Origin of the sequence: Acidiphilium sp. 34-64-41 (assembly GCF_002282635.1) — a bacterium.
In the GTDB taxonomy this organism is placed as follows: domain Bacteria; phylum Pseudomonadota; class Alphaproteobacteria; order Acetobacterales; family Acetobacteraceae; genus Acidiphilium; species Acidiphilium rubrum.
This window is the reverse complement of record NZ_NCJX01000173.1, coordinates 1-1262: the sequence shown is the minus strand read 5'-3', so window position 1 is coordinate 1262 and position 1262 is coordinate 1. Positions and strand designations below refer to the sequence as shown.

Sequence of the window (1262 nt, the reverse complement as noted above, 5' to 3'; positions counted from 1 at the left end):
GCCCCGGATAGGGCGGCGCCTGGATTTGTCCATAGGCCTCGTCGGGGGTGGCCCCGGCAAGGGCCGAGTGGGGCCGGTTGGTGTTGTAGTAGCCGATCCACTTGGTGAGCCCGGTCCGCAGCTCCGATCCGGTCTCGAAGGCGTGGATATAGACGCACTCATATTTGAGGCTTCGCCAGAGCCGCTCGATGAAGACATTGTCCATCCAGCGGCCGCGGCCGTCCATGGAGACCCGCACGCCGGCGTCCTTCAGCACGTCGACGAAGCGGGGGCTGGTAAACTGGCTGCCCTGGTCGGTGTTGAAGATCTCCGGCGTCCCGTAGCGGGCCAGGGCCTCCTCCAGGGCCTGGATGCAAAACTCTGCGTCCATGCTGTTGGAGAGCCGCCAAGACAAGACCTTCCTGGTCGCCCAGTCCATCACCGCCACCAGGTACAGGAAGCCCCGCCGCATCGGGATGTAGGTGATGTCGGCGCACCAGACCTGGTTCGGCCGGTCGATGGTCAGGCCGCGCAGCAGGTACTTGTAGGCCCGGTGCTCGGGGTGCGGGATCGTTGTGCGCGGCTTCTGATAAATCGGCGCCAGGCCCATCTTGGCCATCAGCCGACGCACCCGCATCCGGCCCACCTCATAACCCTGGCGGCGCAGATGCCGGGCCATCTGGCGCGAGCCGTACCAGGGCGTCTCCAGAAAGGCCTCGTCGATCAGCCGCATCAGCGCCAGGTTCAGCGGGGTCTCACCCGCCGGCTGGTAGTAGAAGGCCGACCGGCTGATCGACACCAGGGCGCACTGGCGCTGGATCGACAGCCGGGGATGCTCGGGCTCGATCATCTGCCGCCTCCGGTCCAGGCTCAACGACCGAAGGCCTTGGCTAAAAAATCCCGCTCCACCACCAGCTGCCCGATCTTGGCGTGCAGCTTATCGATCTCGCCCTCCCGGGCGCCCTCGCTCGCCTCGGCCTTGCCGGAGAACACCCCGGAAAGACCCTCGATCGCCTGCTTCCGCCACGCCGCGATCATCGTCTGATGGACGCCGTGTTTCGTCGCCAACTGCGACAGGGTCAGCTCACCCTTCAACGCCTCCAGCGCCACCTTGGCCTTAAAATCAGCCGTGTACCGCTTCCGCTTCCCAGTCATAAAGTCCGTCCTTCATCGAGGTCGAACCTACCTTAGCCAACTGTCCGAATTTCCGGCGCCACCTCAGTCGCCCCGGACGCGCTCGTGCGCATCGTCGATGCGTTCGTCGCCAGTCTCGACCTGACTGA

The 1262-nt window shown here is 65.1% G+C and carries 1 protein-coding gene; it reads right to left on the bottom strand.

Annotated features, from left to right (window positions below; all coding sequences use genetic code 11):
• Nucleotides 1–1134, bottom strand: a protein-coding gene (locus B7X49_RS18685) for an IS3 family transposase (protein WP_286840645.1) whose coding sequence is annotated in 2 segments (ribosomal slippage) — nt 1–870 and nt 870–1134 — 1135 coding nt annotated over the 2 segments. Because the reading frame shifts where the segments join, the coding sequence is not laid out codon by codon here. This gene is flagged as partial in the annotation.
• Nucleotides 1135–1262 lie beyond the last annotated feature (128 nt).